We start from the raw sequence: 26,041 nt of genomic DNA, 5'->3' as shown, positions 1-26,041 counted from the left end.
CGACGCTCGTCAGCAGACAGTCCCTAGAGTGACCGCGTGGCACAGCACCCTTCACCCGGCTCCCTCATCGTCACGTTCTACGGCGCGTACGGGCGCGAGTTCGCGCCGGACGGCACCGTGCCGGTCGCCGCGCTGATCCGCCTCCTCGGCAGCGTCGGCGTCGACCCGCCGTCCGTACGGTCCGCCGTGTCGCGGCTGAAGCGACGCGGACTGCTCGTGTCCGCGCGCGCGAGCGGCGGCTCCGCCGGATACGCGCCCTCGCCCGCCGCCCGCGAACTGCTGGAGGACGGCGACCGGCGCATCTACGCCCCGCCACGACCCGACGGCGACTGGCTGCTCGCCGTGTTCTCCGTACCGGAGACCGAACGCGGACGGCGGCACGTCCTGCGCTCACGCCTGGCCCGGCTCGGCTTCGGCAACGCGGCGCCGGGCGTCTGGATCGCCCCGTCCCACCTGGAGGACGAGACGCGGCACGCGCTGCGACGGCTCGAACTCACCCCGTACGTCGACCTGTTCCGGGGTACGCACGCCGGGTTCGAGCCGACCGGCGAGGCCGTCGCCCGCTGGTGGGACCTGACGGCGATCGGGGAACTGCACGAGGAGTTCCTCGCGGCGCACGAACCGGTGCTGCGCACGTGGGCGCGGCGGCGACGCGTACCGGCGGAGGACGCGTACCGCGACTACCTGCTGGCCCTGGACGCCTGGCGCCGCCTGCCGTACGCCGACCCCGGCCTGCCCGCGCGGCTGCTGCCGCCGGACTGGCCAGGCGAACGGTCGGCGCGGGTCTTCGCGGGACTGCACGACCGGCTGCGCGACGCGGGCGCGGGCTACCCGGCGCAACTGCGCGCGGCCGGGTAGCGGGGCGCTGGTGCGGGCGTACGGTGGAGGGGTGTACGCACGGCGGCGCAGGCGCTACTTCGCGCTGATGGCGGTCTGCCTCACCCTCTTCGTCGGCGCGTGGTCCGTGGTCCGGTTCTGGTCGGTCCCGGTCGCGGTCGGCATGTGCGTGGTCGCGATGGTGATCCCCCCGGTGGCCGCGATCGTCGGCAACAGGCGGGAACCGGACGACAGTTGGTGGGACGAGGACGACGACCCCGCACGGTGACCGGCCGCACGGCTAGAGTTTCCTCTCCCCGGAGGAAGGCACAGCCATGGCGACCGTCCCTGACCACGACTCCTACATCGCTGCCGCACCGGAGGCGTTCCGCCCGGCTCTCCAGCGCCTCCGAGACCTCCTGGGCGAGGCCCTCCCGGACGCGGAGGAGATGGTGGCGTACGACATGCCGGGGTTCCGGATGCGCGGCAAGGTCGTGGCGAGCTACGCGGCGTTCAGCAAGAAGATCGGGGTGTACTTCCTCGCCCCGGCGATCTCGGAGCATGCCGAGGAGATCGCGGCGAAGGGCCTCACGGCGAGCAAGACCGGCGTCACCTTCCCGCCGCACAAACCGGCCCCGGACCAGCTCGTGACGCGGCTTGCCACCGCGTCGAGGAAGCACGCCGACGCCTGAGCCCGCGTCCCAGCCGACATAGACCTTCCGGCCGACAGCCTCAGACGACGCCGAACCCGCCGTCCGCCACTGCCGTCACGAAGGCGGCGAACGACGCGGCGGGGACGGCCAACACCGGGCCGGACGGAACTTCGAGTCACGGACGGGGACCACGCCGCGCGACGCGACAACGTTCACGGCCACCTCCACGCACTGGCCACCGTTGCTGCTGTACGAAGAGGTGAACCAACGCGGGGGTTCGGTCGTCACGGGATTGCCCTTCCGTCGCAGAAGCTCAGGTCCGAGCGTAGGCCGCTTCGCACCTACCTGAACAGACGGCCTCAACTCCCGCCCGCTGGGGCGGAGATGACAGCACGGAGCCCCGTCCCACACGGGACAGGGCTCCGCTGCGGCTACGGGCGACGGTCTCAGACCGCGCCGAACTCTCCACCCGCCACGCCCGACACGAACGCGGCGAAGGAAGCGGCGGGGACGGCCAACACCGGGCCGGCCGGGACCTTCGAGTCACGGACCGGGACCACGCCCCGCGACGCGACGAAGTTCGCGGCAACCTCGACGCAAGCACCGCCGTTGTTGCTGTACGAAGACGTGAACCAACGCGGGGTCTCAGTCGTCATGGGGTGCCCTTTCGTAACTGTTGGATCATGGCCACGGAGGACGCTTGGGAGAGCGCTTCGGCCTGTAGCTGATGGTAGGCGTTCAGCATCGGTACGACACCCGAGGTCTCCCGGTCAAGATGTCCCTGCGCCTGCGATTCGGCGTACGCAAGCATCGACCTATCGCTGAGCGTCAAGAGGTAAACGGGTAGGTCGAACGTGCGCCGCTCGCCCATGTCGAACGGTGCCACCTGGAGCACCGTGTTCGGGCGGGCCGCGAACTCCGTCAGCCGTTCCAACTGCGCTTCCATGAGCGCCGAGCCACCGATCGTCCTGCGGACGCAGCTCTCGTCCATCACCACGAACACCATGGGTGGGCGCGTTCGTTCCAGCGCCTGTTGCCGTTCGAGCAGGAACGCCACCCGCTCATCGGCCTGTTCAGGTGTGATCGCGCCCCGCTGCACCGCGCTGTCCGCCAGCACGCGTGCGTAGTCCGGGGTCTGCAACAGGCCGGGGATGATGCCGATCTCGTACAGCCGGATCTCGACCGCCCGGCCCTCGTACCCCACGTACTCCGAGAAGCCCTCCAGCAGGATGCCGTGACTGAGTTCGCGCCACTTGCGCTGGAACAGGTCTCCGACGCCCAACGCCCGGTCAGCGCTGCGCGAGAACCGCGAGGTTGGCATTTTGCGTCCGGTTTCCACGGCCGAGATGTGCGTACTCGAATACTCCATCTCCGCGGCCAGATCCTCCTGCTTCCAGCCCTTCCCCTCGCGGGCTCTGCGCAGTTGCGCGCCGAAAGCGGCCTGCGGACTGCTGTCGGGGTGCAACTCCTTGCGGTTGACCAACGCCGTCACCAACTTTTCTGTCGTTCCTGACACGTTGAGCGGCTTCTCAGACTAGGTCACCCTGATGCCGCTTGGTAGTGGAATCACTACGGAGAGGAGCGGTCATGTCCGGTGAGTCCGGTCCTGCCCATCGGCAGGAACCTCCCACCCTGCCCAACGTCGGAACGCTCGTGGTGGACACCACCCACCAGGACCGGATCGGTGAGTTCCGCGGAACCATCGGCCCGTTCTGGGCGCTGCGGCCGGTCGGTGGCGGGAGGGAGTGGGAGGCGCCCCCGGAAGGGGTGCGGCTGGCGGACCCGAGGGAGTGGGAGGCGCCCCCGGAAGGGGTGCGGCTGGCGGACCCGAGGGAGTGCCTCAGTGCGCTGAACGCCCGCTGCAACGCCCGGAGTCGGGGTGAGGTGCTGTGAACCTCCCGGCATCGCGCGGTCGTTCCCCCTTGCGGAGGCCCCGGTGGCTCCGAGCGGCCTGGGACGCGGCACGAACCCCCGTACCTCGTACGCCTGTTGCGGGCTCGGCCACCGACGGCGGACCTCCCGCCCGCTACTGCGCGGAGGTGCGCGCCCGGGGTCCGGTCTACGGCACCGGGGAGTACGCCGAGTACGTCGTCGCCACGTGCCGGACCCTCTCCCCCGTACTCGCCCTGCGCTGGCTACGGGGCCAAGCCGTACGCGTCGCGGACCTCCTGGATCCCGACCCGACGACCTCCCCGTGGGTACGGCCCGGCATGCGCACCGAGACCACCACACCCGCACCGGACTGCCCCACCGAACTCCGCACCTGGGCCGCCGACTTGACCGCGCAGTACGAGGCACGGCGGCAGCTCAAGGACGGTGTCCCCGTCCTCGCCGCCTTCACCGACACCGACTGCGCCTACGCCTTCACCGCGCGCCCCACGCGGTGGACCGCCGAGCACGTACGAAGGGTCGAGCCGGAGCCGGTGGTGCACCGGATCGGCGGGTTGGCACACCCCCTGTACGCGGCGACGGAGGTGGTCCCGTGGCGCTGAGGTCGCACCCCGCCGCGCGTGAGGCGGCCCGCGCGGACCGGGAGACGATCACCGGCCGCTACCACGCCCGCGAACCCGTCAGCCGGATCGCCGCCGACTACGGCGTCTCCCCGACCTGGCTACGCAACCAACTCGACACCTGGGGCGTCCCCCGCCGCCCCGCACACGAACCCGAAACCCAACGCCGCCCCACCGCCCACGTCTTCAAAGGCCGCGCCGCACAACCCCGCACCCACGCCCAAGTACGCGCCGCACGCGCCGACTTCCTCCGCGACCGCACCCACGTCACCGCACGCTACGAAGCAGGCACCTCCGCCACCCGCCTCGCCCGCGAATACCGCGTCAGCCTCGCCTGGCTCACCGACACCCTCGACAACTGGTGCGTCCCCCGCCGCACCCGCCCCTGACCCCACACCCCCACAGCACCGCACGCCCCCACGACAACCCGCGCTACAGCGCGAGCCGTGGCTTCGGCCCGTCCGTGCGGCCCGTCGGTGGCTTGCGGCTGCCCGCCGCGTACTGCCGTGGCCAGGGGGCGCCCGGCCCCTCGTAGCCCTGGTCGGCGGCGGCGTGCAGCGTCCAGTGCGGGTCGTAGAGGTGCGGGCGGCCGAGGGCGCACAGGTCGGCGCGGCCCGCGAGGATCAGGGAGTTGACGTCGTCCCAGGAGGAGAGGGCGCCGACGGCGACGACGGGCACACCGAGGGCGTTGCGGATGCGGTCGGCGTACGGCGTCTGGTACGAGCGCCCGTGGTCGGGCCGTTCGTCGGAGACGACCTGCCCGGTGGAGACGTCGACGGCGGCGGCGCCGTGCTCGGCCAGCGCGGCGGCGACGGCGAGCGCGTCCTCGGCGGAGATGCCGCCGTCGGCCCAGTCGGTGGCGGAGACGCGTACGGTCAGCGGGCGGTCGGCGGGCCACACCTCGCGTACGGCGTCGAGCACCTCCAGGGGGAAGCGGAGCCGTCCGGTGAGGTCGCCGCCGTACACGTCGGTGCGCCGGTTCGTCAGCGGGGAGAGGAAGCCGGACAGCAGGTAGCCGTGGGCGCAGTGCAGTTCGAGCAGGTCGAACCCGGCACCGGCGGCGCGCCGTGCCGCGTCGGTGAACTGCGTGCGGATCGCGGCCAGTTCGGCGCGGGTCAGTTCACGCGGGGTCTGGCTAACGCCCGGCCGGTACGGGAGCGGGGAGGCGGCGGCGAGCGGCCAGTTGCCGTCGGGCAGCGGGTCGTCCATGCCCTCCCACATGAGGCGGGTGGAGCCCTTGCGGCCGGAGTGTCCGAGCTGGACGCCGAGGGCGGTGCCGGGGGTCTGCGTGTGGACGAAGTCGGTGATCCGGCGCCAGTGCGCGGCCTGTTGGTCGTTCCAGAGGCCGGTGCAGCCGGGTGTGATGCGGCCCTCGGGTGAGACGCAGACCATCTCGGTCATGACCAGTCCGGCGCCGCCGAGCGCGCGGGCGCCGAGGTGGACGAGGTGGAAGTCGCCGGGTACGCCGTCCTCCGCCGAGTACATGTCCATGGCGGAGACGACGACGCGGTTGCGCAGCGTCAGCCCGCCCAGCCGGAACGGGGTGAACATCGGCGGCGTGCCCTCCGGCACCCCCTGTTCCCGCTCCACCTCGGCGACGAAAGCGGGATCGCGCAGCCGCAGGTTGTCGTGGGTGACCCGGCGGCTGCGGGTCAGCAGGTTGAACGCGAAGCGGCGCGGCGGCTGCCCCACGTACGTGCCCAGGTCCTCGAACCACTCCAGGCTGGCCCGCGCCGCCCGCTGCGTGGAGGTGACGACGGGGCGCCGTTCCGCCTCGTACGCGGCGAGCGCGGTGGGTACGTCGGGCTGCTCCTCCAGACAGGCGGCGAGCGCGAGGGCGTCCTCGACGGCGAGCTTGGTACCGGAGCCGATGGAGAAGTGCGCGGTGTGCGCGGCGTCGCCGAGGAGGACCGTGTTCCCGTGCGACCAGCGGTCGTTGACGACGGTGCGGAACGCGGTCCACCGCGAGTCGTTGCCGCGCAGCGGGCGTCCGCCGAGGGTCTCGGGGAACAGCTTCGCGCAGTACGCGGCGGACGCCGCCTCGTCGAGCGTGTCCAGCCCGGCGGCCCGCCAGACCTCCTCGCGCATCTCGACGATGATGGTGGAGGCGCCGTCCCGGGCGCCGGTCGGGCCGTCGGGCGCGGGGGCCTCGTACGGGTACGCGTGCAACTGGGCGACGCCGTACGGCGTTTCCGCGATCTCGAAGCGGAACGCGTCCAGCGCGAAGTCGGCGGCGAGCCAGACGTAGCGGCAGCGGTGCGTGGTCAGACGCGGCCCGAACACGTCGGCGTGCGCGCGGCGGGTGGCGCTGTGCACGCCGTCGGCGGCGACCACCAGGTCGTGGTCCAGGGCGAGTTCGGCGGCGGGCGGCGCCTCCGTACGGAACCGCAGGCGTACGCCCAGCTCGCGGCAGCGCGCGTGCAGGACGGCCAGCAGGCGGCGGCGGCCGAGGGCGGAGAAGCCGTGGCCGCCGGAGGTGAGGGTGCGCCCGCGGTGCGTGACGCGGATGTCGTCCCAACGTACGAACTCGTCGCGGAGCGCCGCGTACACGACCGGGTCCGCGTGCTCGATGCCGCCGAGGGTCTCGTCGGAGAGGACGACGCCGAAGCCGAACGTCTCGTCGGGGGCGTTCCGTTCGTGGACGGTGACCTCGCGGGCGGGGTCGAGGCGCTTGAGGAGGGCGGCGGCGTAGAGCCCGCCGGGGCCGCCGCCGATCACGGCGACGCGGGCGGCCCGCGCCGGGCCCGTACCCGCCCCGGGCGCCGTCACCTGCCCTGCCACTTCGGGGGCCGCTTCGCGGTGAACGCGGCGTGGAACTCGGCGTAGTCCCCGCTGTTCATCAGCAACGCCTGTGTCGACGCGTCCAGTTCGACGGCGGCGGCCAGCGGCATGTCCAACTCGGCGGTGAGCAGCGCCTTCGTCTGCGCGTGCGCGAGGGCGGGGCCCTCCGCGAGCCGCCGGGCCAGCGCGTCGGCCGCGTCCCGTACGCCGCCCTCGTCGGCCAACTGGCTGATCAGGCCGATGCGTTCGGCCTCCGGGGCGCGTACCGGCTCGCCCAGCATCAGGATGCGGGTGGCGTGGCCGAGGCCCACGACGCGCGGCAGCAGGTACGCGGCGCCCATGTCGCCGCCGGACAGCCCGACGCGGGTGAAGAGGAACGCGAAGCGGGCGGTGGGGTCCGCGACGCGGAAGTCCGCGGCGAGCGCGAGGACGGCGCCCGCGCCCGCGGCCACCCCGTGCACGGCGGCGACCACGGGGAACGGCGCCTCGCGGAGCGCCCGTACGACCTGCCCGGTCATCCGGTTGAAGTCGAGCAGCTGGCCGGTGTCCATCGCGAGGGTGGCGCCGATGATCTCGTCGACGTCGCCGCCGGAGCAGAAGCCGCGCCCCTCACCGCCGAGCACGAGCGCGCGGGCCCGCCTCGTACGGGACAGCTCGGCCAGCAGGTCGCGCAGGTCGGCGTAGGCGCCGAAGGTCAGGGCGTTGAGCTTGTCGGGCCGGTCGAGGGTGACGGTCACGGTGCCGTCGTCCTCGGTGACCCTCAGGTGCTCCCACCGCTCGGCGGCGGGCACGGAACCGGTGAACGGGCTCATGCTGTCCTGCCTCTCGGACGCGGATCTGCCCTGCGAACGTATCACCGTTCCGTGACTGTCGTCATCGGCGCGCGATATGCGACGGGAGCCCGTACACGTCCCCGGACACGGCGACGCCCCGGACCCTGCCCGGGTCCGGGGCGTCGCGGTGGCGCGTACGGGCTCCCGGAGGAGCCCCGCGTCACTGGAGCTTCACGGGGCGGTACGGCTTGTACTCGCTGCCGGCGTCCAGCCCGTACGTCAGCGTGCGGTGGTCCGTGCCGTGGCCGCCGCGCTGCTCGTACGCCTTGTAGGCCGTGTGCGAGGCGTCGGTCCACTTCTCGAAGATCACCACGTGGCGCGTGGTGTTCGAGCCGTCCGCGTCGATCAGCAGGTCACCGGCCTTGAGGTTGCCGAGCGCGATGGGCGTGGTCAGCCCGCGGTCACCGGCGAGGCCCACGGTGTTGGGGCCGGGCGCCGGGAGCTTGAGCGCCATCGAGACGTAGCCGGAGCAGTCCTGGCGGTACCCGTCCGACCACGTCTGGGTCTGGCTGTACGGGACCTGCGCGCCGTTGTTCGCCGTCAGCCAGGTGCTGGCCCGGTTCAGCACCTCCTGCGGCGTGAGCGCGGCCTTCGTCTGCGCCTGCTGGGTGGCGGCGGGGGCCTGCGCGGGAGCGGGGTTCGCGGCGGCGGGGACGACCACCGCACCGGCGGCGAGAAGACCACCGGCCGCCGTCGCGGCCAGGGACATCCTGACGCGACGGCTCGTGTTCGACAGCAGAGACATGTCGCCTCCTTCACGTGGGGGGAAGGCTGCCTGTCGCCGGAACGGATCAACCGTTCCGGCGAGCGGCCTCATGGTGGCGCACCCGCACCCCGACTCACAGCCCGCTGACGAACTTTCACCGGTCCCACCTCTGCACCCGGGGTGACAACGGGGGACATGGCGCCCCGTGTCCGGACGCACGGCGGGCATGTGGAACGAGGCCGTCCGCGCGGAACGCGCGCCTCCGCCGGGGCCGCGGCGGCCGACCGGCCAGCCAGCGGGGCTCGCGGGTCAGGCCGCGTCCGTACCCGCGCCCGCCAGGGTCGCGACCAGCACCGCCTTGATGGTGTGCATGCGGTTCTCCGCCTGGTCGAAGACGACGGAGTGCCCGGACTCGAAGACCTCGTCGGTGACCTCCAGCGCCTCCAGCCCGTAGCGCTCGTGGATCTCACGGCCCACCTCCGTACCGAGGTCGTGGAAGGCGGGCAGGCAGTGCAGGAAGCGCACGTCGTCGTTGCCGGTGGCGCGGAGGACGTCCATGGTCACGGCGTACGGCCGCAGCAGTCCGATCCGCTCGTCCCACGCCGCCGCGGGCTCGCCCATCGACACCCACACGTCGGTGGCGACGAAGTCGGCGCCGCGTACGCCCTCGGCCACGTCGTCGGTGAGCGTGACGCGCGCGCCGCTCCGCTCCGCGAGCGCGCGGGCCCGCGCGACGACCGGCTCGCGGGGCCACAGCGCGCGGGGGGCGACGATCCGTACGTCCATGCCCAGCAGGGCGGCGGTGACCAGGGTGGAGTTGCCCATGTTGCTGCGGGCGTCGCCGAGGAACGCGTACCGCGTGCGGTCCAGGGGGCGGGTGCCGTGCTCGGTCATGGTGAGCATGTCGGCGAGCGTCTGGGTCGGGTGCCAGTCGTCGGTCAGACCGTTGTAGACGGGCACCCCGGCGTGCGCGGCCAACTCCTCCACCGTCGCCTGCGCGCTGCCGCGGAACTCCACCGCGTCGTACATCCGCCCCAGCACCCGCGCCGTGTCGCGCGCCGACTCCTTGCGGCCGATGTGCGAGCCGGACGGGTCGAGGTAGGTGGTGGCGGCGCCCTGCTGGGCCGCCGCCACCTCGAAGGCGCAGCGCGTACGCGTCGACGCCTTCTCGAAGATCAGCGCCACGGTGCGGGAACGGAGCCGCTGCCGCTCCGTTCCCGCCCGGCGCTCCGCCTTCAGCTCGGCGGCGAGGTCGATCAGGTGGCGGAACTCCTCCGGGGTGAAGTCCACCTCCTTCAGGAAATGGCGGCCTGCGAGGTCAATCGCCACGGGACGGCTCCTCGATCGCGGACGGGGACGACGACGTAAGCATATACGTCACACCGTATTGCTATACAGCGCCCCGGGCGACAGGAACCGGGCGAGAGGTACCGGACCCGCCGCCCGGACCCGCCACGGCCTTCGGCGCCTACACCGCGTCCCGCTCGACGGGACAGCTCATGCAGCGCGGCCCGCCCCTCCCCCGGCCCAGCTCCCCGCCCTGTACCTCCAGCACCTCGATGCCCTGCTTGCGCAGGTACGTGTTGGTGGTGACGTTCCGGTCGTACGCCAGGACCACGCCCGGCTCTATGGCCAGCACGTTGCAGCCGTCGTCCCACTGCTCGCGCTCGGCGGCGTGCACGTCCTGCGTCGCGGTCAGCACCCGCACCCGGTCCAGGCCGAGCGCGGCGGCGATCGCCCGGTGCATGTGCTCCGGCGGGTGGTCGGTGACCTTCAACTCGTGCGGCTCGGCGCCGGGTTCGATGGTGTACGAGCGGAGCATGCCGAGTCCGGCGTACTGGCTGAACGTATCTCCGTCGATCATCGTCATCACCGTGTCCAGGTGCATGAACGCCCGCCGCTTCGGCATGTCCAACGCCACGATCGTGCGCGCCGAGCCCGCCTCGAACAGGCCGCGCGCCAGCGTCTCCACGGCCTGCGGCGTGGTCCGCTCACTCATCCCGACGAGCACCGCGCCGTTCCCGATCACCAGCACGTCGCCGCCCTCGATGGTCGACGGGTACGAGACGTGGCCCTCGGACCAGAAACGGAAGTCGTTCGCGGTGAACAGCGGGTGGTGCTTGTAGATGGCCTCGAAGTGCACCGTCTCGCGGCGGCGGGCGGGCCAGCGCATGTCGTTGATGGACACGCCGTCGTAGACCCACGCCGAGGTGTCGCGGGTGAAGAGGTGGTTGGGCAGCGGCGCGAGGAGGAAGTCGTCCAGCTCCATCACGTGGAACCGCACGGACGTCGGCTCCGCGTGCCCGGCCAGGTACTCCCGTTTGGTCATGCCCCCGATGAGCGCCTGCGTCAGCTCGGGGAGCGGCAGCGCGTCGAAGGCGGCCCGCAGATGGCCGGTGGCGAGCGGCCCGTACTCCCGCTCGTCGAAGACGCGGTCCAGCACCAGCGAACGGGCCGCCGGGACGGCCAGCGTCTCGGCCAGCAGGTCACCGAAGAGGTGCACCTGCACGCCCCGGTCGCGCAGCGCGTCGGCCAGCCCGTCGTGCTCCTGCCGGGCGCGGCGCACCCACAGGACGTCGTCGAACAGGAGGTCGTCCTTGTTCGTGGGGGTGAGCCGCTTCAGCTCTAGGTCCGGCCGGTGCAGGATGACGCGGCGGAGCCGTCCGGTTTCGGAGTCGACATGGAATCCCATGGAGCCATCCTGTCCGAGGTCGGCGGCGTAGCCCAGCGTGTACATCACACGGCGGCCGTACGGTGACCGGGCGGACACCGTACGGCCGCCGCGCCACCCGGGTCCGTACCGGTCACCGCCGGGGGCCGACCGGCTCCGACTCCCGCGCCGACACGGCGGACACGGCCTCGCGCACGCGCCGCGGCGGCTCAGCGTCCGCGAGCCGGTCCAGCGCCACCAGGCCGGGCGCTCCGGCGCTCTCCCCGGGGCGGTCGGCGCCCGGGGCGCACCGGTGGCGGGTCAGGAACGCGTCCCCGCGCACGTCCGGTGCGCGCGCCCCGCCTCAGCCGACGGCCGCGTCCGCGCCCGGTGGTTCCGTCGTGGCCATCGCCCGCCCCAACGCGGCGACGTCGTGCGGGCCGACGCGGCAGCAGCCGCCGACCAGCCGGGCGCCGCGCGCCAGCCAGCCGTGCACGCGGCGGGGCGCGAAGCTCGCCGCGCCGTGCCACGCCTGCCGCCGCGGGTCCCAGCTCTCGCCGCTGTTGGGGTAGGCGACGACCGGCTTGCCGGTGCGGGCGGCGGCGATCTCCACGGCGTGGTCGACCTCCTCCGCCGCGCAGCAGTTGACGCCGACGGCGATCACCTCGTCCCGGCCCGCCGCGACGTCGAACGCCTCGTCCAGCGGCTGGCCCGCGCGCGTACGGCCGCCCGCGACGGTGTAGCTGAGCCAGACCGGGACGCCGCAGCCGCGTACCGCCCGCAGCAGCGCCTCCGCCTCCCGCAGGTCGGGCACGGTCTCGAGGGCCAGCACGTCCGGCCCGGCGGCGGCGAGGGCCGCCACCCGCGGCCGGTGGAAGCGCTCCAACTCCCGTACGGTCAGGCCGTACCGGCCGCGGTACTCGCTGCCGTCCGCGAGCACCGCCCCGTACGGCCCGACCGACCCCGCCACCCACACCGGCCCCGCGGCGCCGCCGGACGCGGCACCCGCGCCGGGGCCGGGGGCGTCGTCCGCGGCGGCCCGCGCCAGCCGTACGCTCCGGCCGAACATCGCCGCCGCCCGCCCCCGGTCCAGACCCCTGCGCGCGAAGCCCTCGAACGACGCCTGGTAGCTGGCGGTGATCAACACCCGTGCGCCCGCCCGTACGTACGCCCGGTGCGCCGCCGTGATCCGGTCCGGGTCGTCGACGAGGAGACGCGCGGACCAGAGCGTGTCGGACAGGTCGCAGCCGTACGCCTCCAGTTCGTTGGAGAGCCCGCCGTCGAGCAGGAGCGGTCCGTCGGCCAGCGCCCGCGCCAGGGAGCCGTACGGGCCCGGCCGGGGCGCGGGCTCCGGCGCGGGGTCGCGCCCCGGTCCCGGCCCCGTCATCCCAGTGCGGACTGCACCTGGTCGGCGATCAGCTCCAGGTGGTCGAGGTCGTGCAGGTCGAGGATCTGGAGGTAGATCCGGGAGGCGCCGATGTCCCCGAACCGGCCGATCCGGTCCACCACTTCGGCGGGCGTCCCCGCGAGCCCGTTCTCCCGCAGCTCCGACACCTCGCGCCCGATGGCCCGTGCCCGGCGGGCCAGCTCGGCCTCGTCCCTGCCCACGCACGCCACCAGCGCGTTGGAGAACACCATGTCCTCCGCCTTGCGGCCCTGCTCCGCCAGGGCGTCGCGCACCCGCCCGAACTGCCGCTCCGAGTCCGCCAGCGACGCGAACGGCACGTTGAACTCGTCGGCGAACCGGGCCGCGAGCCGTGGCGTGCGCTTCGGACCGAGACCGCCGACCAGCACCGGCACCTTCGACTGGGCGGGCTTGGGCAGCGCGGGGGAGTCCGCGAGGCGGTAGTGCTCGCCCTCGAAGCCGAAGGTCTCGCCCTCGGGCGTCCCCCACAGCCCGGTGACGATCTCCAGCTGCTCCTCCAGCCGCGCGAACTTCTCGCCGGGGAACGGGATTCCGTACGCCGTGTGCTCCGCCTCGTACCACCCGGAGCCGAGGCCGAACTCGACCCGACCGCCCGACATGGCGTCCACCTGCGCGACCTGGATGGCCAGCGGGCCGGGGAGCCGGAAGGTGCCGGCGGTCATCAGCGTGCCCAGGCGGATACGGCTGGTCTCGCGGGCCAGTCCGGCGAGGGTGATCCAGGCGTCGGTCGGTCCCGGCAGGCCGTCGCCGTCGCCCATGACCAGGTAGTGGTCGGAGCGGAAGAAGGCGTCGAAGCCCAGCTCCTCGGTGGCCTTGGCGACGCGGAGCAGGGTGTCGTAGTCGGCGCCTTGCTGGGGTTCGGTGAAGATACGCAGGTCCATGCGGTCCATCCTGCCTCCCGCGCCCCCGCGGCGCCCCCTCGCCCCGGGCGGGGACGGCGGGGACGGCAGGCGCGGCTGGTACGGCAGGCGCGGCGGTCGTGCCGGACGCGGCGGGCCCGGCGCACCGTACGCGGCGCGTCACTCCTCCTCCCCTCCGCCCCTCTCCGGCAGCGCGAGTCTGCGCAGCATGCCCGCGACCCGGTCGCCGGACTCGTCGGCGGCGTCGATGGCCTCCAGGCACTGCCAGTACAACCCCTCCTCCTCGGCGGCCACCGCCACGCCGACCAGCGCGACGCCCGACTCCCCGAGCAGGCCGCCCAGTTGGAGCAGCACGCAGCGCGGCTCCCGGACCGCCGACAGGCGCGCCGCCCGTACGTCCTCCGTGCGCTGCCCGGGTATCTGAAGGGAACCGCAGCCGCGTTTGCCCGCCTCGCTCAGCGCGACGGCCTCCGCGCGCACCACCGGCGGGCCGCTGACGGCCAACCGCGTCCCGACGGCCTCCACCAGCGCCTGTGCCTGCCACGCCTCCGCGATGATCTCCGGCAGGCTCGCGCACTGGGCGAGCGCGTGCCTGGTGGCCTCGATCAGGCGAGCTGCGTCCATGGTCGTCCCCCTCCACTGGTCACTACCCAGCGTGACCAGTAACGGCCGTACACGCCAGGGAGTTTGGGAAATCTGTGGATAATCCGGGACCTGTGAATAACTCGGTCATTCCATAGAGTGACCGTTTCCCGGTGCCGGGAAACGCTTCTCGTTCCTGTCGATCTTCGCGGAGAGCGCCGCGAGCGCGTCGATCCCCAACACCTCGCAGAACTGGAGGAGATACGCGAGGACGTCGGCCACCTCGTCCTCCACCCGCGCGCCGGACGCCGGGTCCGCCATCACGCGCGCCGACTCCTCGGGCGTGAGCCACTGGAAGATCTCCACCAGCTCCCCGGCCTCGACGCTCAGCGCGGCGGCCAGGTTCTTCGGCGTGTGGTACCGCCCCCAGTCGCGGGCCACGGCGAACTCCGCCAGCCTGCGCTGGAGCGCGGCGACCGTGTGCCCCTCGGCGGGCGGAGCGGACGGGGTGGAGGACGTCGGTACGGCGGAGGATGCGGGTACGGAAGAGGGCGCGGCCTCGGGAAGTTCACTCACGCCCCAGGTCTACCAGTACCACTCCCCCGCCCCGCCGCCGCCAGGACCCGTCCGGGAGACACCGACGTACGACGGGGACACCCCACGGGAACCCAACCGCCGTACGACGCGCCCCCGTTGCGCGCCGCACCGCGCCGGAACGCTCCGGAGCGGCGCCGCTCCCGGGCGTCGCTGTCGTACCCCGTGGGTACGGTCGGTGATGGTCACTCACCCCCCTGAACGGCCCGCCCCCTGACCGGAAGGCACCCCCGCGCCATGACGAACCGCACCGCAGCCGGGACCCCCGCGCTGTCCTGGCTCGCCGACGCCGTCTTCTACCAGATCTATCCGCAGAGCTTCGCCGACTCCGACGGCGACGGCGTGGGCGACTTCGCCGGGATCGCCGCCCATCTCGAATACCTCGTCTGGCTGGGCGTCAACGCCGTCTGGCTGAACCCGTGCTTCGCCTCCCCGTTCCGCGACGCGGGCTACGACGTCTCCGACTACTTCACCACCGCCCCCCGCTACGGCACCGACGACGACCTGGCCGCGCTCGTCGAGGCCGCCCGGGCCCACGGCATCCGCGTCCTGCTGGACCTGGTGCCGGGGCACACCTCGGACCGGCACCCGTGGTTCCGGGCGGCGGCCGACGACCCCTCGGACGGGCGGTACGTGTGGGCGCCGCAGGACGCCGCCGTGCCCGCCGCGTACGTGCCCTCACCGGGCCGCCGCCCCGGCTTCTACCTGCCGAACTTCTTCGACTCGCAGCCCGCCCTCAACTTCGGCTTCGCCCGTACGGACCCGGCCCAGCCCTGGCGGCAGCCCGTGGACGCCGACGGCCCGCGCGCCAACCGGCGGGCGCTGCGCGACGTGATGGACCACTGGCTGGCGACCGGCGTCTCCGGCTTCCGCGTGGACATGGCGTCGTCCCTGGTCAAGGACGACCCGGGGCATGTGGAGACGGGGCGGCTGTGGCGGGAGCTGCGCGGCTGGCTGGACCGGGAGCACCCGCACGCGGCGCTGCTCGCCGAGTGGGGCGACCCCGCCGTGTCGGTCCCGGCGGGCTTCCACGCGGACTTCTTCCTCCAGTTCGGCGGCGGGACCGACGGGCTGCCGATGCGCTCGCTGTGGGGCACCGGGGAGGGCACGGAGCACGCGCGCTGGGGCGAGGCGCGCTGCTTCTTCGACGCCGAGGCGCGGGGCACGACCCGGGCGTTCACCGACGCGTGGCGCGCGGCGAGCGACCGTATCGGCGACACCGGCCACACCGCGCTGCCCACCGCCAACCACGACTACTCACGGCTGGCCTGCGGCCCGCGCACGCGCGAGCAACTGCCCGCCGCGTTCGCGTTCCAGCTCACCTGGCCGTCGCTGCCCGCCATCTACTACGGCGACGAGATCGGCATGCGGTACGTGCCGGGGCTGCCCGACCACGAGGGCAGCGCGCTGGAGCCGGGGTACAACCGCGCGGGCTGCCGCACGCCCATGCAGTGGGACGCCTCACCGGGCGCGGGCTTCTCCACGGCGCCGCCCGACGCGTACTACCTGCCGCTGGACCCGGACCCGGGTCGCCCGGACGTGGCCTCGCAGCGCGCCGACGAGAAGTCGCTGCTGCACGCCGTACGCCGCCTGGTCACGCTGCGCCGGGCGACTCCCGCGCTGGGTCCGGCGGGCGGGGTGGAGGTGCTGCACGAGGGTTACCCGTTCGTGTACCGGCGCGGCGGCACCCACCTGGTCGTGGTCAACCCGGGCCGCCGGGCGGCCACCGCGCCCGTTCCGGGCGGCGTCCCGGACTCGGCGCGCCCGCTGGAGGTGGCCGGGGTGACGTTGACGGCGGAGGGGGTGGCGGCGGAGGGCTTCGGGTACGGCGTCTTCGCCCTGTGACGGCGTGCCCCCTGGCCGCTCCCCAGGCGCTCCCCGGCGCCGGGTGAACGGAGAGGCGGGCCGGGCGCTCCACGCGCCCGACCCGCCCCCGTTCGGCTAGGAACAGCAGGTCAACACATCGTCGGCCGCATGACGTCGTACGCGCTCGCCCAGCTCGCGCAGCCGGGGTCCGAGTGCCCGTACCAGTTGTGGCCGAACTCGTGGGCGGAGAGCAGCGCGAAGTCGCTCACCATGGTGGAGAGCATGATCCGCTGGCCCATGCCCCAGTTGCAGCCGACGGCGTTGCTGATGCCGCAGTCCGGCACGTAGCCGCCGGTGCACTCGACGGGGGTGCCGCTGCCGGACGTCTCCTGGGCCTCGCCCCAGTAGTTGGCGCCCTGACGTATCGCGCCCTCGTAGCCCGCGCAGGAAGCGGTGATGTGGTACGACCACGCCGCGACCTGGGCCTCGTCCGCGCGCGGCGCGGCGGGGGCGTCGACCTCGGGGTAGTGGCCGGTCTGGAAGCCGCCGGGCGGGGCCGGTTCGGCGGAGGGCTGCGCGGCCTGGGCGGCGGCGGGGGCGGGAGCGGCCTCGGCGGCGCTGGCCACCACGGGGAAGCTGAAGACCACGGCGGCGGCGAGGGTGGACGCGGCCAGTCTTCGGATCATCTTGCGCATGACAAGTCTCCTTGTGTGGGGGTGCGTGCTCCCGTACCGGCAGGACCGCCCGGCACGGCCACGGCCGCGACGTCCCGGCGAGACCGCCCGGTCCGTACGGCCGTTCGTCAGGAAAATACAAGGTCGAAGCCCGCACGCCTATCCGTCTGCACGCCAAAGACGCCGCGCGCCCGCGATCCGCCGCGCCCTTCCGGGGACCTGACCGGAGTCCCCGACGGGGTCTTGACAGCGCCCTCCCGGCAAAGGTCGCCTGGTCCGCACGCGCCGTTCCGCGTACGGACGCCTGCGTACGGGCGCCCGCGTACGCGGCACGGGCGGCGGCGGTCCGTACCGGGCAGGACGGTGCGGGCGCACGGGGAGCACAGGGGGAGAGGCGGGCCGATGCTGCGCGTGTACTTCACGTCCGAGGACCTGGCGCGGGTACGGGTCGCCTCCGGGCCGGACCACATGTGGGAGATCAGCAACAGCGTGCAGACCCTCCAACGCCGGGACGGCGCCCGGGTGTTCGGGGAGTGGCGGCGATGGGCGAGACCCCGGCTGTCCGAAAGCTGCCGGTTGCTGTCCCCCCTCCTGCCGCCGCACGGCTGCTCCCCCGACTTTCTCACGCCGACCTACGGCGACTGCGACAGCCTCCAGGCCGCCGTCGACACCCTCGTCCGCACGCCTCCGCCCCGGCTGCGCAGCGACCTGTCGCGGGTGGCCGCGTCGCGGCGGCTGCCGGACTGGGCGGAGTCCCTGGCGGGCGGCGACGGCGACACGCTCCGGCGGCTGGGGCAGGCGTTCCACACGTACCACCTGGAGGCGCTGGCCCCGTTCTGGCAGCGCATCCACGCGCACGTCGACGCGGACCGGATCGTACGGCTGCACAGCCTCCTCGACGGCGGTACGGACGGGCTGTTGGCCGGTCTGGGGCCGCGTTTCCGCTGGCGTCCGCCCGTGCTGGAGGCCGACTACCCGGTGGACCACGACCTGCGGCTGGACGGGCGGGGGCTCACCCTGCAACCGTCGTTCTTCTGCTGGCCCACGCCCATCACCCTGGCCGACGACGACCTCCCGCCGGTCCTCGTCTACCCCATCGAGCACGACGTGGACTGGTCCCGCCCCGCCGCCGCGGAGCGCCCGGACGACGGTCCGCTGGGCCCGCTCCTCGGGCACACGCGCGCCGCCGTGCTGCGGGCGTCCCGTACGGGCGCCTCCACCGTCGAACTCGCCCGCGCCCTGGCCGTGACGCACCCCGCCGTCAGCCAGCACGTGAAGGTGCTGCGGGCGGCCGGTCTGGTCACGACGGTCCGCAGGGCGGGCCGTTCGTTCCACGTGGCGACGGCCGAGGGCCGCGCCCTGCTGCGCAGCGCCGGGCGCGGCGGTACGTGACCGGGCGGGTACGTGACCGGGGCGGTACGTGACCGGGGCGGACGCACGCGGTACGCGGGAGGCACCCGTACGGGAACGGTCGCCGGGTCACCACCGGCGCAGGCGCGGTGGTAAGTCTGGGCTTTCATCCCTTGCGCCCGCGCTCCCCGCGAGCCGAAGCTGTGCGCGCTGTTGCACACGCATCCCCCCACCGCTCTGCGTCCCGACGGCCGCCCCGCGCGACGTTGCAGTACCGCCCCCGCGAACACCGCCGTGCCGGTCGGCCACGACCGGGCGGACTCCGGTGCGTGCGAGGGCGCGAGCGCACGCGCGTACGGCCCGGGACGTTCGACGTCCTACCGAAGGAGTGGCGTTGCGCACTTCCCGTTCCCTTTCCCGCCGTACTGCCCTCGCGGCCTCCGTCGTCGCCGTCGGCGCGCTGTTCTCCGCACCCGGCACCGTCCAGGCCGCCGACTCGCACTCCGCGTCCGCCGCGGCGCCCGGCCACGGCCTGGAGGCGTTCCAGGCGCGGCACGGCCTGCCGCGTACCGGCTCGGTCGACGCCGCGACCGCGCGGGCCCTCCAGCAGGCGCCGGACTCCGAACTGCGCCAGACGTTCCGTACGGCGCTCGACCTCGGCCCGGAGGAGCTGGCCAACGCCCGCACCGTCATCGGTGTCGGCAAGGGTGCGAACATCTCCGAGCAGGGCCAGGTCATCGCGCTGATGACGGCCATGCAGGAGTCGAAGTTCGTCAACTACCTGGTGCCCGTGGACCACGACTCGCTGGGCATATTCCAGCAGCGCCCGAGCACCGGCTGGGGCACGCCCGAGCAGATCACCGACGTCCCCACCTCGTCGAAGTCGTTCTACGGCGTGGCCCCGTTCGGCAGCAACCCCGGTCTGATCCAGATCGCGAACTGGGAGACCAGGCCGCCCGGTGAGGTCTGCCAGGCGGTGCAGCGGTCGGCGTACCCGGACCGGTACGCGCAGTGGGAGCAGTTCGCCCGCGACCTGCTCGCGGCCGAGGGCCCCACGGTGCCGCCGATCCCCTGACGGACCGTCGCGGGACCCGTCCGCGTACCGGAGCCCCGTGCGGGCGTCCGGGCGGGCGGGTCCCGTTCCGTTCCGTACGGCCGCACCCGCGAACGTTCCGCACGCGCACCCGCACCCGCACCCGCACCCGTTCCGTGAAGTCCGCCGCGTACCGTCCCCCACACCCCTCCCGGGAGTCCCCATGCGCAAGAGACTCGTGTCCACCGCCGTCGCCCTGGCCGCCGTCGGCGCGCTCGCCGTACCCGGCGCCGCCCTCGCCGACTCCGGCACCGCCTCCGACTCCGGTACGGGCCGCCCGCCCGCCGTGCAGGTGCTGACCGATGGCTCACGGGCCGGTACGGCCGTCGTCAGCGGGCAGAACGAGCCCGGCACCCGCCTGCGGATCGACGGGGTACGCACCGCCAGCGCGCACACCCTCGACGTCGACTACCAGGTGCAGGAGACCGGTTACTGGTGCGGCCCCGCCGCCACGCGCATCGCCCTCTCCGCCCGCGTGGCGCCCCCGAGCCAGTCCGCGCTGGCCGCGCAGCTGGGCACCACCGAGGCGGGTACGGACCACATCAGCCAGGTCACGGGCGTGCTCAACGCGAACCTCGGCACCGGCTGGTACGAGACGAAGGAGATGCCGAACGACCCGCCCAGCCAGGCCCAGAAGGACCTGCTGTGGAACGACGTCGTCCTCGACATCGACAACAACTACCCGCTGGTCACCAACATCGTCGCCCCGCCCGGCAACCAGCCCCCCGGCTACCCGTCGGACCAGACGATCTACCACTACTTCAGCGTGATCGGCTACGACGACGCCAACCGCACCGTCCTCATCGCGGACCCCGCGTCGTTCGGCGGCAACCAGATCTACTGGCTCTCCTTCGACCAGCTCGCCACCCTCATCCCCCCGAAGGGCTACGCGGCCTGACCACCCGCGTACGTACGGGAGTAGGGGAACGGCCCCGGGCGACGTCCTGTCGCCCGGGGCCGTTCCGCGTGCGCGCTCCGGCCGGTTCGGGAGCGGTTCACGACCGGCCGGAGCGGTGCTGCGGGTGGAGCTGGTGATGCGGGGTCAAGCTGGTGCTACGGGTGGTGCGGTGCCGCCGTGGTGTCACATGCCGCAGCTGGGGGCGGACCAGAACTGGCCGCCACCGCCCGCGACGTGGGTGTGGTCGTCGTGGCCGGGGTAACCCGGGCCGAGGATCTCACCGAAGCCGTGGTTGCGCGCCTGGAGGGCCAGCGCGCAGAAGCCCTGCGAACCGGCACCCAGGTCGGCCGCGTGGCCGTACATGTGGCGGCTGTTGGCGGCGCCGCCGACGTTGCTGTTGCAGGTGACGCTGCGGAAGCCGCCGTTGACCGTGATCGGCTTGTCGCCCATCGCGTGCCGCATGGCCTGGAGCTTCCACATGGTGACGAGGGCGTTGGCCTTCGCCGTGGCGGCGCTGACCTTGCCGCCGGACCAGTCGGAGTTGCAGTTGTTCAGCTCGCCGTAGTCGAAGTTGACGGGCGAGCAGTCGTCGTCCTGGAGCGCGTAGATCTTGTTGAACGTGGCCGAACCCGCGATCCCGTCGGCGCCCAGCCCGTACGCCTGCTGGAAGCGGGTCACGGCGGCCTTGGTGGCGGCGCCGAACTGGCCGTCGATGGCGATGTCGCCGCCGGAGCCCGGGTAGCCCGCGACTCTGATCTGGAGCTGCCGTACGGCCTCGCCGGACGAGCCCTCCTTGAGGGTGCCGCTCCAGGTGTAGCAGCCGTCGACGGCGGCCGGGGACTTGGCGGCCGTCTTGGCCGCGGGAGCGGGGGAAGCGGTGGGCGCGGGGCTGGCGGACGCCGGGGCGGCGAACATCAGGCCGACGCCGGCGAGGGCGGACACGAGTACCGTGCTGGAACGGGATGTCATGTGGGGGAACTCCGCTCGGTGGATGCCATGGTCAACGCCGGAGCTTCGCGGGCCCGCCGTCCGCTGTCAATGGAATCTCAACAAATAGTTGATCCCGCTCCGCAACGGCCGTCCTCCGACGGGGCCCGTGGGACTGCCGAGGCGGGGTTGTCAAAGCCCAACTCCCGTTATTACCGTGCTCATTGAGGTTTCAATAACGCTTGTTTCCCGAAGGGTTCCGCCATGCCCCTTCCGTCACGCAGAGCACCCTCGCCCCCACCCTCCCCCGCCTGGGGCAGCGCCCCCTAGCTCCACCTGACGCACCGTCAGGCCCCGCCAGGTCCCGTCGCGCGCCCCGGCCCGCGCGGGCTCCGGCCCCCGTCACCCCCCCCGTCACCGCACCCTCCACCCACCACCGGTGCGCCCCTCGTACCCGCCGCGTCGGCCACGCCTGCCCGGAAACCGGCCGTCGCCCCGGTCCCGTACGCCCGGCGCCGCCCGTCACGCGCCATCCCGCACCAGCCACGTACCGCGCCGCCCCGCGCCCGCGTGCCGTCACGCACGGCACCCGCGCGCACCCCGTACGCACACGGCCGTTGCCCGCGCCCCCACCCACCGAAAGGACGACACCGTGCAGAACGCACCCCTCGACCACCTCGTGATCGGCGGCGGACCCGCCGGACTCCAGCTCGCCCGGCAGCTCAAGGAGGCGGGCCACAGCTACCGCGTCCTGGAGGCCGGGGACTCCGCCGGCACGTTCTTCCGCACGTTCCCCCGCCACCGCAAGCTGATCTCCATCAACAAGATCCACAACGGCACGTCCGACCCGGAGTTGAACCTCCGCATGGACTGGAACTCCCTCGTCTCCTCGGACCCGGACCTCCTGTTCGGCCACTACAGCAAACGCTACTTCCCGCACGCCGACGACCTCGTCCGCTACCTCGCCGACTTCGCCGAGAAGTCCGACCTCGACATCGCGTACGACACCCGCGTCACCCGGATCGCGCGTGACGGCGACGGCTTCACCGTCACCGACCAGCACGGGCACGAGCACCGCGCCCGGCGCGTGGTGATGGCCACGGGCGTGAGCCTGTCCCGTACGCCCGACATACCGGGGATCGAAACGGCCGAGGAGTACCGCGACGTGTCGGTGGACGCCGAGGAGTTCACCGACAAGCGCGTGCTGATCCTCGGCAAGGGCAACTCCGCCATGGAGACCGCCGACCACCTCGTGGAGACGGCCGCCGTGATCCACGTGGCGGGCCCGTCCTCGATCCGGATGGCCTGGAACACGCACTACGTGGGCCACATCCGCGCCGTGAACAACAACTTCCTCGACACCTACCAGCTCAAGTCGCAGAACGCCCTGCTGGACGGCCACGTCCTGGCCATCGAGAAGGACGGCGACGGCAGCAACGGCCACGGCCCCGCGTACCGCGTCCGCTTCAGCTTCTCCCGCGCCGACGAGGTGGTGAAGGAGCTGCGCTACGACCGCGTCATCGTCTGCACCGGATTCCGCTTCGACGCCTCGGTGTTCGCCCCGGACTGCCGTCCGGAGCTGGTCATCGACGACCGCTTCGCCGCGCTCACCTCCGCGTACGAGTCCGTGAACGTCCCCGGCCTCTACTTCGCGGGCACCCTCATGCAGCAGCGCGACTTCAAGAAGTCCACCGGCGGCTTCATCCACGGCTTCCGCTACGCCGTGCGCGCCCTCGGCCACATCCTCGACGAACGCCACCACGACACACCCTGGCCGCACCGCGACCTCGACCCGGACCCGGCCGCGCTGACCGACGCCGTCGTGGCGCGGGTCAACCGGAGTTCGGCACTGTGGCAGCAGTTCGCCGTGCTCGGGGACCTGATCGTGGTGGAGCCCGGTGAGCGGGCCCGCTACCACGAAGAGGTGCCCGTCGCGTACGCGCACGACGGCGCGCTCACCGCGCGCGGCGACTGCTACCTGGTGACGCTGGAGTACGGGCCCGACCACGACAAGGTCGACCCGTTCGACATCACGGTGCGCCGCACCGCGCAGAACGCCGCCGACGAGGCGTTCGACGCCGCGTACCTGCACCCGGTGGTCCGCCACTACCGGGGCGGCGAACTGCTCGGCACCCACCACGTGGCCGAGAACCTGGAGAACGAGTGGGACCACCCGGACGCCCACCGCGCCCCGCTCGCGGCCTTCTTCGCGCGCCAGGCCGACCGGGCGGGTGCGGCGGACGGCGGGACGCCGGGCGCCGTCGGTACGGGTTCCGTCGGTACGGGGCGGTGAGGCGGCGGTGATGTTCTCCGTACGCGACTTCGAGGCCGCGGCACAGGACAAACTCGACCCCGTGTACGCCGACTTCATCGCGGGCGGCGCACGCGACGAGATCACCGTACGGGCCAACGAGGCGGCCTTCACCGGGACCCGGCTGCTGCCGCGGGCGTTGCGCGGCCGGGCCGTGGGCGACCTCGGCGTGACGCTGCTCGGGAGCCGGACGGAGCTGCCGGTGCTGCTGTCCCCGACGGCGTTCCACAAACTCCTCGTGCCCGAAGGGGAGTTGGCGACCGCGCGGGCCGCCGCAGCGGCGGGCGCCATCTTGATCGTCAGCATGGCGTCGACCGTGGCCGTCGGCGAGATCGCCGAGGCCGCGCGCGCGGCGGCCCCGGACGGCGGCCCGGCGCCGCTCTGGTTCCAGCTCTACATCCAGCCGGAACGGGAGATCACCGAAGCACTGGTGCGCCGCGCCACCGACGCCGGTTGCGCCGCCCTCGTGGTCACCGTCGACTCCCCGGTCCTCGGGGCGAGCGAACGCAACCGCCGCAACGGCTTCCACGACCTGCCCGCCGGGATGCGCTGCGAGAACCTGGTCGACCTGCGCGACGGCGAGCGCGGACACGTACGCCAGATCGCCATGTCCCCGGAGCTGTCCTGGGAACACGTCGCCTGGCTGCGCACGATCACCGACCTGCCGATCCTGCTGAAGGGCGTGCTGCACCCGGAGGACGCGCGGCTCGCCGTACGGCACGGCGCGGACGGGCTGCTGCTGTCCAACCACGGCGGGCGCCAACTGGACACCGTTCCGGCCACGTTGGAACTGCTGCCGGAGATCGTCGCGGCCGTCGGGGACCGGGTCCCGGTGCTGCTGGACGGCGGGGTACGGCGCGGTACGGACATCGTGAAGGCGCTCGCCCTGGGCGCCCGCGCGGTGGGCGTCGGCCGACCGGTGATGTGGGCGCTGGCGGCCGACGGGGAGCAGGGCGTGCGCCGCATGCTGGAGCTGCTGCGCGAGGAGCTGGTGGACACCCTGGCCCTGTGCGGCGCGGCCGGGTCGCACGAGCTGACCCCGGACCTCGTACGCCCGCCGGGCTGGGGTGCGGGGTGGCCCAGCAGGCCCTCGTACGGCCCCGGACACGGCGGGGTGCTCTCGTGACCGCCGCCGGGTGGCTCGCCGCCGTCGTGGCCGTGGCGCTGGTGGCGACCCTGCCGTCGTGGCTGCCGCGGGCCGTGGTCGCCCTGCGCGTCCGCATCTTCGCCCTCGTCAACGGCGAGGAGGGCGTCCCGGCGCCCGGACGCGAGGTGCCCGCGCGGGAGTTCAAGCGGGTGTACGGGCATCCCGCGGCGAACGGGCGCAGCCGCGGCGCCGCCCTGTCCGACCTGTTCTGGTACTGGCTCTCCCCCGGCCCACAGGTGCACCAGGAACACCTGGAGGCGGGCCCGCGCTACGACGACGTGGCCCGCACCACCCGGCAGATCCTGGCCGGGCTGTCCCGCGAGGAGTGGACCGAACTCGTCACCCGCTGCACCCGCCGGGTGCTGGACGAGACCGCCGGACCGCACCGCCCCGGCGACGCCACCTCCCGTACGGAACGGACACACGCCGTACGGCTGCGCGACCTGATGATGCCGGTCTGGGCGGAGGTCTACTACGAGGTGGTCTTCCGCGCGCCCTGCCCCCGCCACGCGCGGGACCTGATCGTCGGGAACGCCGACGACGTCGTCACCGCCCTCAAGTGCACCGGGCTGCGGCACATGGACCGGCGCGACCGGCTCACCGCGTACCTGCGCGACCGGCTCGCGCACGACCCGCCGCCGGTGCCGCTGCCCGCGCTGCTGACGGACGAGGAGCGGGCGTGGTACCTCCAGGGCACGTTCTTCAACACCGCCGTCGTGCAGATGTCCGAGGGCATGGCGCACCTGCTGCTGGCCCTCGCCACCCACCCGGAGGTGCAGGACCGCGTCCCGGTGAACGGGACGGACGGGGTCGGCCCGGCGGACACGGACCTCCTGGACCGGGTGATCAGCGAGACGATGCAGCACTTCCCGCTGTTCGGCGTCGCCCACCGCATCACCACCGGGGAGATCCCCCGCGAGGACGGCCCCGCCCTCCCCACGGGCTCCGTACTCCTCTTCAACTACCCCGAGTACCAGGGCTCGCGCGCCCTCGCCGCCGACGGCTTCGACCCCGACCGGTGGCTGTCGGACGCCACCCGGCCCACCGCCCACATCCCGTTCGGCGTCACGGCCAACCGGCCCTGCCCAGCCCGGGGTTTCGCCGTCCTCACCATGCGGGTCGCGGCCGAGGAGGTGCTGCGCCGCTTCGTGCTGCGCTCCTCGGCGGAGCACACCCGGTCGCTGCCGAGCCGCGGCCCCTGCCTGCTGGTCCCCCGTACGGACGCCCCCGCGCCCGCCGTACGGGTCCGGCTCGCGGCCATGCGTCAGGGCGACCGCTGGGCCGCGGTCCCGCGCAGTCTCGCCCAGCTCGTGCTCGGCAGCTACATGGTGTGGGACGCCCGGCGGCAGGGCCTGTGCCGCGACTACTTCGCCGAGGCGTCCGGGGGCCCGGCCCCCGCGGCGCCCGGCCGCCGTTGAGGAGGC

Annotated in this window: 27 protein-coding genes and 1 pseudogene; 13 read left to right on the top strand and 15 right to left on the bottom strand. The window is 73.3% G+C overall.

What is annotated here, in order from left to right; translation table 11 throughout:
• Positions 1–36 precede the first annotated feature (36 nt).
• Genes D7M15_RS23905 through D7M15_RS23895 form a run of 3 tightly spaced genes read left to right on the top strand, consistent with a single transcriptional unit; the run spans position 37 to position 1,508 of the window.
• The gene (locus D7M15_RS23905; protein ID WP_121519390.1) at positions 37–858 is read left to right on the top strand and encodes a PaaX family transcriptional regulator C-terminal domain-containing protein; all 822 of its coding nucleotides are present in this window, start codon (positions 37–39) and stop codon (positions 856–858) included.
• 31 nt (positions 859–889) lie between these two features.
• Positions 890–1,105 (top strand): DUF3099 domain-containing protein, encoded by a 216-nt coding sequence (locus D7M15_RS23900; protein ID WP_121519389.1) that lies wholly within the window; start codon positions 890–892, stop codon positions 1,103–1,105.
• A 46-nt stretch (positions 1,106–1,151) separates the two neighbouring features.
• Positions 1,152–1,508, top strand: a complete 357-nt coding sequence (locus D7M15_RS23895; RefSeq protein ID WP_121519388.1) for a DUF1801 domain-containing protein — start codon at positions 1,152–1,154, stop codon at positions 1,506–1,508.
• 40 nt (positions 1,509–1,548) lie between these two features.
• On the opposite strand, the pseudogene D7M15_RS23890 reads toward D7M15_RS23895, so the two are convergent.
• The 3 genes and pseudogenes from D7M15_RS23890 to D7M15_RS23880 form a co-directional block, all read right to left on the bottom strand.
• Positions 1,549–1,757, bottom strand: a pseudogene (locus D7M15_RS23890) (DUF397 domain-containing protein).
• Between the two features lie 158 nt (positions 1,758–1,915).
• Positions 1,916–2,125: a DUF397 domain-containing protein gene (locus tag D7M15_RS23885; protein WP_121519387.1), complete on the bottom strand. Its 210-nt coding sequence runs from the start codon at positions 2,123–2,125 to the stop codon at positions 1,916–1,918.
• Entirely contained in the window at positions 2,122–2,952 is an 831-nt protein-coding gene (locus D7M15_RS23880; RefSeq protein WP_121521290.1) for a helix-turn-helix transcriptional regulator, read from the bottom strand. The genes D7M15_RS23885 and D7M15_RS23880 overlap by 4 nt, the downstream gene beginning before the upstream one ends.
• 104 nt (positions 2,953–3,056) lie before the next feature.
• Here D7M15_RS23880 and D7M15_RS23875 point away from each other — a divergent pair, with 104 nt between their 5' ends.
• The 3 genes from D7M15_RS23875 to D7M15_RS23865 all read left to right on the top strand — a co-directional run bounded on the left by D7M15_RS23875 (position 3,057) and on the right by D7M15_RS23865 (position 4,368).
• A complete protein-coding gene (locus D7M15_RS23875; protein WP_121519386.1) occupies positions 3,057–3,362 on the top strand; it encodes a hypothetical protein in 306 nt (101 codons plus the stop codon).
• 146 nt (positions 3,363–3,508) lie between these two features.
• Positions 3,509–3,961 carry a hypothetical protein gene (locus tag D7M15_RS23870; protein WP_121519385.1) on the top strand — a complete coding sequence of 151 codons (453 nt, stop codon included), beginning with the start codon at positions 3,509–3,511 and terminating at the stop codon, positions 3,959–3,961.
• Positions 3,952–4,368, top strand: a complete 417-nt coding sequence (locus D7M15_RS23865; RefSeq protein WP_121519384.1) for a hypothetical protein — start codon at positions 3,952–3,954, stop codon at positions 4,366–4,368. Before D7M15_RS23870 ends, D7M15_RS23865 begins: the two co-directional genes overlap by 10 nt.
• Before the next feature lie 43 nt (positions 4,369–4,411).
• Here D7M15_RS23865 and D7M15_RS23860 read toward each other — a convergent pair whose 3' ends face one another.
• The 10 genes from D7M15_RS23860 to D7M15_RS23815 form a co-directional block, all read right to left on the bottom strand.
• On the bottom strand, positions 4,412–6,748 hold the full coding sequence (locus tag D7M15_RS23860; protein WP_165906321.1) for a bifunctional salicylyl-CoA 5-hydroxylase/oxidoreductase: 2,337 nt from the start codon (positions 6,746–6,748) through the stop codon (positions 4,412–4,414).
• A complete protein-coding gene (locus D7M15_RS23855; protein ID WP_121519382.1) occupies positions 6,745–7,572 on the bottom strand; it encodes an enoyl-CoA hydratase family protein in 828 nt (275 codons plus the stop codon). Before D7M15_RS23855 ends, D7M15_RS23860 begins: the two co-directional genes overlap by 4 nt.
• 181 nt (positions 7,573–7,753) lie before the next feature.
• A complete protein-coding gene (locus D7M15_RS23850) occupies positions 7,754–8,338 on the bottom strand; it encodes a hypothetical protein (protein ID WP_240649444.1) in 585 nt (194 codons plus the stop codon).
• A 270-nt stretch (positions 8,339–8,608) separates the two neighbouring features.
• Entirely contained in the window at positions 8,609–9,628 is a 1,020-nt protein-coding gene (gene argF / locus D7M15_RS23845) for an ornithine carbamoyltransferase (protein ID WP_121519381.1), read from the bottom strand.
• Positions 9,629–9,767: 139 nt separating this feature from the next.
• Positions 9,768–10,991: an arginine deiminase gene (locus tag D7M15_RS23840; RefSeq protein WP_121521288.1), complete on the bottom strand. Its 1,224-nt coding sequence runs from the start codon at positions 10,989–10,991 to the stop codon at positions 9,768–9,770.
• 112 nt (positions 10,992–11,103) lie between these two features.
• Complete coding sequence (locus D7M15_RS23835) at positions 11,104–11,292, bottom strand: hypothetical protein (protein WP_121519380.1); 189 nt, start codon at positions 11,290–11,292, stop codon at positions 11,104–11,106.
• A 21-nt stretch (positions 11,293–11,313) separates the two neighbouring features.
• Positions 11,314–12,336 carry a homocysteine S-methyltransferase gene (mmuM, locus tag D7M15_RS23830; RefSeq protein ID WP_121519379.1) on the bottom strand — a complete coding sequence of 341 codons (1,023 nt, stop codon included), beginning with the start codon at positions 12,334–12,336 and terminating at the stop codon, positions 11,314–11,316.
• Positions 12,333–13,256 (bottom strand): LLM class F420-dependent oxidoreductase, encoded by a 924-nt coding sequence (locus tag D7M15_RS23825; protein WP_121521286.1) that lies wholly within the window; start codon positions 13,254–13,256, stop codon positions 12,333–12,335. The genes mmuM and D7M15_RS23825 overlap by 4 nt, the downstream gene beginning before the upstream one ends.
• Positions 13,257–13,394: 138 nt before the next feature.
• Positions 13,395–13,859: a DUF6099 family protein gene (locus D7M15_RS23820; RefSeq protein WP_121519378.1), complete on the bottom strand. Its 465-nt coding sequence runs from the start codon at positions 13,857–13,859 to the stop codon at positions 13,395–13,397.
• Positions 13,860–13,964: 105 nt separating this feature from the next.
• Positions 13,965–14,273 (bottom strand): nucleotide pyrophosphohydrolase, encoded by a 309-nt coding sequence (locus D7M15_RS23815; protein WP_240649724.1) that lies wholly within the window; start codon positions 14,271–14,273, stop codon positions 13,965–13,967.
• A gap of 375 nt (positions 14,274–14,648) precedes the next feature.
• Here D7M15_RS23815 and D7M15_RS23810 point away from each other — a divergent pair, with 375 nt between their 5' ends.
• A complete protein-coding gene (locus tag D7M15_RS23810) occupies positions 14,649–16,256 on the top strand; it encodes an alpha-amylase family glycosyl hydrolase (RefSeq protein ID WP_121519376.1) in 1,608 nt (535 codons plus the stop codon).
• Positions 16,257–16,366: 110 nt separating this feature from the next.
• Here D7M15_RS23810 and D7M15_RS23805 read toward each other — a convergent pair whose 3' ends face one another.
• Positions 16,367–16,912 carry a hypothetical protein gene (locus tag D7M15_RS23805; protein ID WP_240649443.1) on the bottom strand — a complete coding sequence of 182 codons (546 nt, stop codon included), beginning with the start codon at positions 16,910–16,912 and terminating at the stop codon, positions 16,367–16,369.
• 381 nt (positions 16,913–17,293) lie between these two features.
• Here D7M15_RS23805 and D7M15_RS23800 point away from each other — a divergent pair, with 381 nt between their 5' ends.
• The 3 genes from D7M15_RS23800 (at position 17,294) to D7M15_RS23790 (ending at position 20,232) form a co-directional block, all read left to right on the top strand.
• On the top strand, positions 17,294–18,283 hold the full coding sequence (locus D7M15_RS23800) for a helix-turn-helix domain-containing protein (RefSeq protein WP_121519375.1): 990 nt from the start codon (positions 17,294–17,296) through the stop codon (positions 18,281–18,283).
• A 352-nt stretch (positions 18,284–18,635) separates the two neighbouring features.
• A complete protein-coding gene (locus tag D7M15_RS23795; protein ID WP_121521282.1) occupies positions 18,636–19,316 on the top strand; it encodes a peptidoglycan-binding protein in 681 nt (226 codons plus the stop codon).
• Positions 19,317–19,497: 181 nt separating this feature from the next.
• Entirely contained in the window at positions 19,498–20,232 is a 735-nt protein-coding gene (locus D7M15_RS23790) for a C39 family peptidase (protein WP_121519374.1), read from the top strand.
• A gap of 183 nt (positions 20,233–20,415) precedes the next feature.
• Here the strand turns inward: D7M15_RS23790 and D7M15_RS23785 are convergent, their stop codons facing one another.
• On the bottom strand, positions 20,416–21,201 hold the full coding sequence (locus tag D7M15_RS23785) for a D-Ala-D-Ala carboxypeptidase family metallohydrolase (protein WP_121519373.1): 786 nt from the start codon (positions 21,199–21,201) through the stop codon (positions 20,416–20,418).
• A 610-nt stretch (positions 21,202–21,811) separates the two neighbouring features.
• Here D7M15_RS23785 and D7M15_RS23780 point away from each other — a divergent pair.
• The 3 genes from D7M15_RS23780 to D7M15_RS23770 are packed head-to-tail and all read left to right on the top strand — an operon-like array spanning position 21,812 to position 26,035.
• Positions 21,812–23,452 (top strand): FAD-dependent oxidoreductase, encoded by a 1,641-nt coding sequence (locus tag D7M15_RS23780; RefSeq protein WP_121519372.1) that lies wholly within the window; start codon positions 21,812–21,814, stop codon positions 23,450–23,452.
• A 10-nt stretch (positions 23,453–23,462) separates the two neighbouring features.
• Positions 23,463–24,596 (top strand): alpha-hydroxy acid oxidase, encoded by a 1,134-nt coding sequence (locus D7M15_RS23775; RefSeq protein ID WP_121521280.1) that lies wholly within the window; start codon positions 23,463–23,465, stop codon positions 24,594–24,596.
• Positions 24,593–26,035: a cytochrome P450 gene (locus tag D7M15_RS23770; protein WP_121521278.1), complete on the top strand. Its 1,443-nt coding sequence runs from the start codon at positions 24,593–24,595 to the stop codon at positions 26,033–26,035. The genes D7M15_RS23775 and D7M15_RS23770 overlap by 4 nt, the downstream gene beginning before the upstream one ends.
• The last annotated feature ends 6 nt before the right edge of the window (positions 26,036–26,041 follow it).

The sequence above is a fragment of the Streptomyces sp. Z26 genome, assembly GCF_003665095.1.
GTDB lineage: Bacteria > Actinomycetota > Actinomycetes > Streptomycetales > Streptomycetaceae > Streptomyces > Streptomyces phytohabitans.
The sequence above is the reverse complement of the archived record's forward strand: the minus strand, read 5'-3'. Positions and strand labels throughout refer to the sequence as shown.